The following is a 9,068-nucleotide window of genomic DNA, read 5'->3' on the forward strand; positions in this document are numbered from 1 at the left end:
GCGCGGGCTGCCCCTGGCACTGCTGTCCGGCCTTTGGCTGCTGGGCAGGCTGGCGGCTGCGGGCTGGCTGGGGCTGCCCGCGCTGGGGGTGATGGCTGTGGACTGCGCCTTCCTGGCCGCGGTGATTGCCATGATCGCACGCGAGATCATTGCCGGTGAAAACTGGCGCAATCTCAAGGTGCTGGTGCCGGTCACCCTGCTCGGTATTGCCAACGCCTGCTTCCACATAGAGGCGATGACTGAAGGCGCCGCGGATCTGTCCCGCCGTCTGGGCATCGCGGTTCTGATTTTCCTGATCATGCTGATCGGCGGGAGGATCATTCCCAGCTTTACCCGCAATTGGCTGGCCAAGCGCGGGGCTGGCAAAATGCCTGTGCCATTCGGCAGGTTCGACGCGGTGACGCTAGTCTTCGGCGCGGCCGCGCTGCTGGCCTGGACCGCAGCGCCCTGGGCTGCCGCCACCGGCATCTTGCTACTGGCCGCGGGCCTGCTGCACACGGTACGGCTGGCGCGCTGGCGCAGCCTGGCCACCCTGCCGGATCCGCTTTTACTGATGCTGCACCTGGCCTATGCTCTGGTGCCTGCCGGGCTGATTGCAGCAGGCGGCGTGCCCTTCGGCCTGATGGAGCCTCCTGCCGCGGTACATGTCCTGGGTATCGGTGCAATTGGCGGCATGACACTGGCGGTGATGATGCGCGCCACCATGGGCCACAGCGGCCGCCCGCTGGTGGCAGGCCCCGCGCTGACCCTTGCCTTCATGCTGCTGCTGGGCGCCGTTGCCGCACGTGTTGCAGGCGGCACGAGCCTGGTTGCAGGTCTGGACGGTATCACCGTCTCGGCTGGCCTGTGGACCGCAGGGTTCGCGCTAATGGTGTTGAAGGCCGGCCCCTGGCTGGTCACCCGGCGGATCGGCCCCAAGAAGGTCTCCGGGAAACCCGCCCAGCCACCTGCACAGCAGGCAGCAGCAGGACAGGCATAGCTCACCATATTTTAACGGCCTTCTCAGATGATGCCATTCCGGTTAACTAGGTTATGGAACGCGAAGAGGAGGTCCTGAATGCGGTGGAAAGCTGCTGCCGCTGCCGTAGTGCCGCTGCTGTTTTGGACTGTCCAGAGCCTGGCTGAAACGGCCGGGCTCGATGCGTTCCGGCGGCCGGCAACCGTTCCGTTTCCAGCCGAAGCCCCTTACAACCGCGAGATCGCAACACTCGGCAAGATGCTGTTCTTTGATCCGCGCCTCTCCGGCGGGCAGAACATCAGCTGCTCCAGCTGCCACAACCCGTCTTTCGGCTGGGAAGTCCCGGTCTCCAAGGCGATGGGCGCGGCCGGCACTCCGATCCGCCGCCACGCACCGACGATCCTGAATGCCGCATGGATCACGCCGCTCTTCTGGGACGGGCGCGTAACAAGCCTGGAAGAACAGGCTGCCGGGCCGATCACCGCACCGGATGAAATGAACGCCACCTTCGAGGAAATTACCAAACGTCTGTCGGCAGTGGATGACTACAGAATCTGGTTCGGCCGGCTGTTTCCCAGCCGCGGCATCCGCAAGGACACCGTGCTGACCGCGCTGGCCACCTATCAGCGGACCATAGTCAGCGGTGTCGCCGACTTTGACCGCTGGGTGGAGGGAGATGAAACGGCGGTTTCCGATGCCGCCAAACGGGGTTTTGCGCTGTTTACCGGTAAGGCAAACTGCATTTCGTGTCATACAGGCTGGATGTTCACTGACAACCAGCTGCATGATGTCGGGCTGCAATCCGGCGATCTTGGCGGTGGCGGCTTGGTGCCGCCCAATCCGGACCAGAACTTCCGCTTTAAGACTCCGGGCCTGCGCAATATCGTGCTGCGGGCGCCCTACATGCACGACGGCTCGCTGGCATCGCTGGAGGAGGTGATCCGCCACTATGCCGCCGGCGGAGCAGCCGCGGCGGACCGGTCTCCGGATATTGATAGCTTCACTCTCTCTGCTGACGACACTGCTGATCTCATTGCTTTCCTCGAAACGCTGACGGACACAGAGACCAATGTGCCGACTCCAATCCTGCCGGCCAACTGATGCGTACGGCTGAGGGACACCACGCATGAACATCAAACGGTCCATAGTCCTTCCGGTTCTGGTCATCGCGGTGGCCGCGCTGTTCGCCGCGCTGCTGGTTGGTGGCATGGCGATCTATGCCTCAGCCCGCAAAGACGCCGTTCTGGAGACCTCGCTGGAGGCAACCCGGCGTGCCAGCAGCGTCAGCACCGGCATCACCACCGCAGAAGAATATGCCATGGACGTTCTGGCGATGACACGGCTGATCCCGCAGGAGGAGGTGGCCCGGCAGTTCCAGGCCTATCTAAAATCAATTAACGGGGATCTGGCGGCCCTTCTGTCCCTGCCGCTGCCGGAGTCATTGCGCGCAGAGGTCAAGGCGCTGGACACCGCCTTTGCGGATTGGTGCGTGAAGGCAGTTATCCTTCTTGGCATCAGATCAGAACGGGACATCCCAACCCTTAGCGCACTGACCATGAGCAGCGAGGCCGTTACTGCCCAGGCCGCGACTGTCACCGCGCAGGCCGCCGGTCATGCGGAACGCGCTGTTGCTGCGGCAAACGGGGCGCTCACCCGGATTCTGGTGCTGGGATTGACCGGAACCACCCTCCTGATGGCCGCAGCCCTGATGTTTGCCATGCGCAAGGCGCGCGGCTTTTCCGCGGCAATGCAGCTTGCCGCCCAGAAATTGCGGCGGCTCGCCACCCGGGAACAGCCCGCGGCGCCGGAAAGCGACAATGAGATTGCCGCGGTGTTCAGGGCACTCGACACCTTGGAAACCAGCTTGGAGGAAAAGAAGCGGATTGCCGACCGGCTGCTGCAGGAAAAAGCCCGTGCAGAAGCCGCGACGGAGACCAAGTCTCGTTTCCTCGCCACCATGAGCCATGAAATCCGCACCCCCATCAACGGCGTGCTTGGGATGGCCGAGGTTCTAAGTGAAACCAGCCTGACGCCAGAGCAGCAATCCTGCACAAGCACTATCCTGGCCTCCTCCGAGGCATTGCTGCGCATCGTCAACGACATCCTCGACTTTTCCAAGCTGGAAGCTGGCAAGACGCAGATGCTGGAGCAGCCCTTCAACCTGCGCGACGTGATCTATGATGTTGCTGCACTGATGTCCCCCAGCGCTACGGCCAAGGGGGTGGAAATCTGCATCGACATTCCGGAAGGCACCCCGGCGGTCTTTTCGGGTGACAGCGGCCGTGTGCGGCAGATCCTGATGAACCTGGTCGGCAATGCCGTAAAGTTCACGCTTGAGGGCCACATCAGCATCACCCTCAACTACGACGCCAGCCACAAAATTCCGCTGTGCATTGATGTGCGCGACACCGGCGTTGGCATCCCCGAAGACAGCATTGGGCAGATATTCCACGCATTCGAGCAAGTCGAGAGCACCACAGCCCGGCGGTTCGAAGGCACCGGCCTGGGACTGGCGATCTCGTCGCGGCTGGCCCAAGCAATGGGCGGCAGGATTGATGTGGTTTCGGTGTCCGGTGAAGGCTCCTGTTTCACCGTCTGCCTGACGCTGCCTGTGGCGGCCCCAATCCCGCACCCTTCACGCCCGCTTGCAGGCAAGAATGTGGCGGTCATTGCCGATCTGGCATTCTCCCGCGAGGTGCGCCTGCGCCAGTTGGAATACTGGGGAGCCGCGGCGAGTGCTCCGACCGGGCTCCCGGAACTGATGGCACAGCTGCAAACCCCGGCCGCTAGCGCCCCCCTGCCCGACCTCGTGCTGGTGGAAAACAGCCTGCCGCTGGCGCAGGCCAGGTCCCTGTGCCAGGATCTGCATGCGCTGCCTGGCTGCCGGGAGCTGCCCCTTGTCTACTGTACTGGCGGCCAGCTGCTTGCCGACTACCAGGCACTGCAAAGCTGCAAGACCGTGCATGTTCTGATGAAGCCCGCTCGCGGCAGGCTTCTTCTCCGGACACTGCAGAAGGCGCTGAACACAGGGCCAGTTCAGGCCGCCGCCACCCGCCAGACAGGGTCCGGGCACTCAGCTGGCCAGTTCAGCGGCCTCCGGGTCCTGGCGGCAGAGGACAACCGCACCAACCAGTTGGTGCTGAAGAAGATGCTTGCCCCGACCGGCATTCAGCTTACCATTTGCAGTAACGGTCAAGAGGCCGTTGATACCTATGCCGCTCAGAACTTCGACCTGGTGCTGATGGACATGTCGATGCCGGTCATGGACGGGCTGGAGGCAACCCGGCGCCTGCGGGACTGGGAGCGGGAAAACGGGCGCAGCCCTTGCCCGATTGTGGCGCTTACCGCCAATGTCCTGAGCACCGATGAAGCCGCCTGCCGCGCGGCCGGAATGATTGGGTTCCTGTCCAAGCCCGTGCGCAAGAAGGAACTGCTGGACCAGATTGCCAAATGGACGCAAAAACCGGCCGAAGAACAGCCAGAAACCCAGGCCAAACAGGCCTGAATCCGGCGCAGTACGCACAACTCAACTGATTATCAGGCTGTTATTTAAGTCAAAAAAAATACATCACGAAAACTCACAATCAGTCACAAAAATATGATAAACTGAAAGGTGATCCTGTGCTCCAGCAGTGTTTTTTCGCTTGGAGCCGGCAGGTGATAAGCCGCCGCTGCGCGCTGGGGAGTGTGCATGGCGCGGCGGCGTTTCTAGTGAAAGTAACGAGTGATTGGGGGATCACATGTCCAATTTGAAGATTGGGGCCGCGCGCCCCGCCGATGGCACTTCCGCAAATCCTGACCATCCTGACTGGGGCGCCACGAACACGGCGCTGATGCATATGGCACCCAGCGGCCTGGGACCAAACGGCGAGATGGCCGGTGAAGACCGGCCCAACCCGCGCGAAGTTTCGAACATTCTGTCACAGCAGCACGGTACCACGCACACTGCCGGCGGCGCCTCTGATTTCCTGTGGATCTGGGGCCAGTTCCTGGACCACGACCTGTCACTCTCCGGTGCGGAAAGCGAGATCACCGCACATATTGAAGTACCGGCAGGCGATCCGTTTTTTGACCCGTTCGGCACCGGCCAGGCCATCATTCCCTTTACCCGGGTCGAGCACCATCACGACGGCTATCACAACGAGATCACCGCCTATATCGACGCATCGATGATCTATGGCTCGACCGTAGAGATGGTCAGCGCAATGCGCGATGCCGGCGGCAAACTGAAAATGACCAAGGATGATCTTCTGCACCGTGACGGCGACGGCTTTTTAACCGGCGATGTCCGTGCGGCCGAAAATGTCGCCTTGACGTCGATGCACACCCTGTTCACGCGCGAGCATAACAGGCTGGTCGACGAACTGGCAGCAAAAGACCCGATGCTGTCGGATGATGACCTTTTCGAAGCCGCCCGCGCCCGGGTGGAGGCTCTGGTGCAATCCATCACCTTCAAGGAATTCCTGCCCATTCTGATCGGCAAGGACGCCTTTGACGACTACCAAGGTTATGACAAGGGGGTGAACCCGGGGATTGCGATCGAGTTTTCTACCGCTGTTTACCGTTTGGGGCACACTCTGCTGTCCTCCAATTTGCAGCGGGTCACCGAGAGCGGTAAAGAGCTGGATCCGCTGGCTCTGCGCGATGCGTTTTTCCAGCCGCATCTGGTCAGCCAGAAAAACATGATCGAAAACGTGCTGCGCGGCGCGGCCACTCAAACCTCGGAGGCCATCGACACCAAGGTGGTTGAGGACGTGCGTTCCTTCCTGTTCGGGCCGCCGGGCGCCGGCGGTCTTGACCTGGCAGCTCTGAACATCCAGCGTGGCCGCGACATGGGTGTCGCCAGCTACAACGACCTGCGCGAGGCCCTGGGCCTGTCGCGGGCCGAAAAATTCTCTGACATCACCTCAGACACAGCGCTGGCAGCAAAGCTCAAGGAGGCCTATGGCGATACCGACCTGCTGGACGCCTGGATTGGCGGCCTGGCCGAAGATCCCCACGGTAAGGGCCTGTTGGGTGAAACCTTCACAATTGTGATGATTGATCAATTCACCCGGTTGCGTGACGGCGATCCTTACTGGAGCGAAGGGCGCGATGGCATTCCAAAGCGTGAGCTCGCAGATCTCTGGGACACCAGCCTATCGGACGTCATCGTGCGCAACACCGATGTCCAACTGCTGCAAAAGGACGTTTTTGCCGCGATGGAGCGCATCATCGGCACCAAGGGCGATGACGACCTGTTCGGCACCAGCGGGCGCGACTTCATGCACGGTCGCATTGGCTCAGATTTCCTGAAGGGGCGCGCCGGAGATGATGACCTGCAAGGCGGCGGCGGCAACGACACGCTGATCGGCAACAAGGGCGACGACTGCCTGGATGGCGGCGGCGGCCTGGACCTGCTTCTGGGCGGCTCTGGTGACGATTTCATCTTTGGCGGCTCCCATAAGGATACGCTCAGTGGCGGCAGCGGCAATGACGAGCTTGAAGGCGGCAACGGCCACGATCTTCTGCGCGGCAACAAGGGGAATGACACCCTGGACGGCGGCCGCCACAATGACGTGCTGGTTGGCGGTGAGGGCGATGACCTGCTCACGGGCGGCACCGGTGCCGACGTATTCCTGTTCAAGACATCCCACACCGGTGAGGACACCATCACGGACTTCGAACTTGGCAAGGACTTCATCAAAGCTGAAGGCCCGACACGCAATGCGCTGCAGATCACGGACCTGGGAGACGATCTTGAGGTTTCCGATGGCGGCAACTGGTCTGTGGTCCTGGAGGGCATCAGCCTGCAAGACTGGCAGAACTCCGGCTTCAGCCTGTTCTGAGCCTGTAGGACAGATAATCCCCAATGGGCGAGCGGCCGGTTCAGGCCCCTCGCCTTATCAGACACATGATGACGCCAATCGGAAACTTCCCGGCCGGCGCTCCGGCCGGATGTCGTAACTCCCCAAAACGCTGACGCAATCGAAAGACAGCACGGAACCCCACCACGCCTAACATTCCCGACCAAACTGCCGCGTGGACATTGATCCCTACCCGGCGGCAAGCAGCTTCGGGGAGGAGGCGACGCCATGAAAGACAAGACAACCACGACCGAACAGGCAATGGCGCTGATCCGCGACGGCGACGTCGTGACAACCACCGGCTTTGTGCAAAGCTGCATACCGGAAATGCTGCACGCGGCGCTGGAAAAGCGCTTCCTGGCCGAAGGCGCCCCCCGCGACCTCACCCTGATCATGTGCGCGGGCGCCGGCGACAGCAAAGGCTTGGGCACGGGGCGGCTGCACCACGACGGGCTTTTGCGCCGGGTGATTGCCGGTAATTTCGGCCGCATGCCCAAGGTTGCCCAGGCCGCGCAGGAGAACAAGATCTGCGGCTACAACTTGCCTCAGGGGGTGATCTCGCAGCTGTACCGCGCCTGCGCCGCCGGCCAGCCCGGCCTGTTCTCCAAGGTCGGCCTGCATACCTATGTCGACCCGCGCCACGGCGGCGGCAAGGTCAACAAAGTGACCGAGGAGGACATCGTCCGCTACCACGAAGTCGATGGCGAGGAATGGCTGTTCTACAAGGCCACCAAGATCGACGTCGCCTTCATTCGCGGCACCAGCGCCGACCGCTCCGGCAACATCAGCATGGAGCGCGAGGCGCTGACGCTGGACTGCCTGGCCCAGGCGATGGCCGCCCACAACAACGGCGGCATCGTCATCGCCCAGGTGGAACGCATCGTCGAGGACGGCTCGATCAAGCCCAAGGATGTGAAGATCCCCGGCCTGCTGGTGGACTGCGTCTGCGTCGCCGACGACCCGGACATGCACCGGATGAATTACGGCGTGCAGCATAATCCCGCGCTTTCCGGCGAAATCCGGGTCCCGGTGGAAGGCATCGCCAAGATGCCGCTGGATCAACGCAAGATCATCGCCCGCCGCGCCGCGTTTGAGCTGCCGCCCAACGGTGCGGTGAACCTTGGCGTCGGGGCGCCCGATGGTGTGGCCGCCGTGGCAAACGAGGAAAAAGCCACCCCCTACATCACCCTCACCACCGAGGCCGGCGCCGTCGGCGGGGTGCTGGCAGGCGGCTCCAGCTTCGGCTCTTCTGCCAATGCCGACGCCATCATCGATCAGAACCAGATGTTTGATTTCTACGACGGCGGCGGGCTGGACCTCACCTGCCTTGGCATGGCCGAATGCGACGCCGAGGGCAGCGTCAACGCTTCCCGCTTCGGCGGCCGCCTGAACGGCTGCGGCGGCTTCATCAACATCTCCCAGAATTCCCGCGCCGTGGTCTTTGCCGGCACCTTCACCGCCGGCGGGCTGAAGGTTGCGGTGGAAAACGGCGAGTTGCGCATTGTGCAGGAAGGCCGCAACAAGAAATTCGTGCGCCTGATCGAGCAGATCACCTTCTCGGGCCCTTATGCCTCCAAGCGATCGCAGCCGGTGCTCTACGTGACCGAGCGCTGCGTGCTGCAGCTGACCCCCAAGGGGCTGGAACTGATTGAGATTGCCCCCGGCATCGACTTGCAGCGCGACATTCTGGATCAGATGGAGTTCAAGCCGATCATTGAAAACGTCGCCCTGATGGATGCCCGCATCTTCCGGGACGAGCCGATGGGTCTGATGAACGACCTGTTGAACTTCAACCTTTCAGAACGGGTCACCTATGACGCCGCCCGCCACACCATGTTCCTCAACCTCGAAGGCTGGAGCGTCCGCAAGAAACAGGACGTCGAGGATCTGGACCGCGTTCTGCAGGATGCCTTTGCCAAAAGCGGCCGCGATGTCAGCATGGTGATGAACCAGAACGGCTTCCGCATCGCCGAAGACCTGCAGGACGACTACGCCGCCTCTGTCGGCCGGACGCTGGAGGCGTATTCGTCTTCGATCGCCCATTACACCACCAGCGCCTTCATGCGCCTGAAGATGCAGGGCGAGCTTGCCAGCCGCGGCGTGCAGCCGCATATCTTCGAAAGCGGCGAGGAAGCGCATCAGGCGATCTGGGGCTCCTGACAGCGGCACCGTCAGGGCCGCCCCCGCAGCGGGCCGACCCTTGCTCCCCACCGCAGCTTCGCGCCTTTTCCGCCGTCATCCGCGGCCTCCGCAATATCGCATTT

Annotated in this window: 5 protein-coding genes; all 5 read left to right on the plus strand. The window is 62.4% G+C overall.

The features are described 5' to 3' along the window. Positions 1-979 (plus strand): NnrS family protein (locus RA21_RS19980; RefSeq protein WP_039152116.1); only part of this gene is annotated, 979 nt, incomplete at its 5' end. 78 nt (positions 980-1,057) lie between these two features. Continuing rightward, the gene (locus RA21_RS19985; protein WP_082009013.1) at positions 1,058-2,059 is read left to right on the plus strand and encodes a cytochrome-c peroxidase; all 1,002 of its coding nucleotides are present in this window, start codon (positions 1,058-1,060) and stop codon (positions 2,057-2,059) included. Between the two features lie 25 nt (positions 2,060-2,084). Then, positions 2,085-4,463, plus strand: coding sequence for an ATP-binding protein (locus RA21_RS19990; protein WP_039152118.1), 2,379 nt, complete (start codon positions 2,085-2,087; stop codon positions 4,461-4,463). 235 nt (positions 4,464-4,698) lie between these two features. Further along, positions 4,699-6,786: a peroxidase family protein gene (locus RA21_RS19995; RefSeq protein WP_039152120.1), complete on the plus strand. Its 2,088-nt coding sequence runs from the start codon at positions 4,699-4,701 to the stop codon at positions 6,784-6,786. 246 nt (positions 6,787-7,032) lie between these two features. Next, positions 7,033-8,964, plus strand: coding sequence for an acyl CoA:acetate/3-ketoacid CoA transferase (locus RA21_RS20000; RefSeq protein WP_039152122.1), 1,932 nt, complete (start codon positions 7,033-7,035; stop codon positions 8,962-8,964). Positions 8,965-9,068 lie beyond the last annotated feature (104 nt).

This window comes from Leisingera sp. ANG-DT, assembly GCF_000813785.1.
Classification (GTDB): domain Bacteria; phylum Pseudomonadota; class Alphaproteobacteria; order Rhodobacterales; family Rhodobacteraceae; genus Leisingera.

Coding starts and splice junctions, on each gene's coding strand:
- RA21_RS19985 (WP_082009013.1), top strand. CDS start 1,058: ATGCGGTGGAAAGCTGCTGCCGCTGCCGTAGTGCCGCTGCTGTTTTGG.
- RA21_RS19990 (WP_039152118.1), top strand. CDS start 2,085: ATGAACATCAAACGGTCCATAGTCCTTCCGGTTCTGGTCATCGCGGTG.
- RA21_RS19995 (WP_039152120.1), top strand. CDS start 4,699: ATGTCCAATTTGAAGATTGGGGCCGCGCGCCCCGCCGATGGCACTTCC.
- RA21_RS20000 (WP_039152122.1), top strand. CDS start 7,033: ATGAAAGACAAGACAACCACGACCGAACAGGCAATGGCGCTGATCCGC.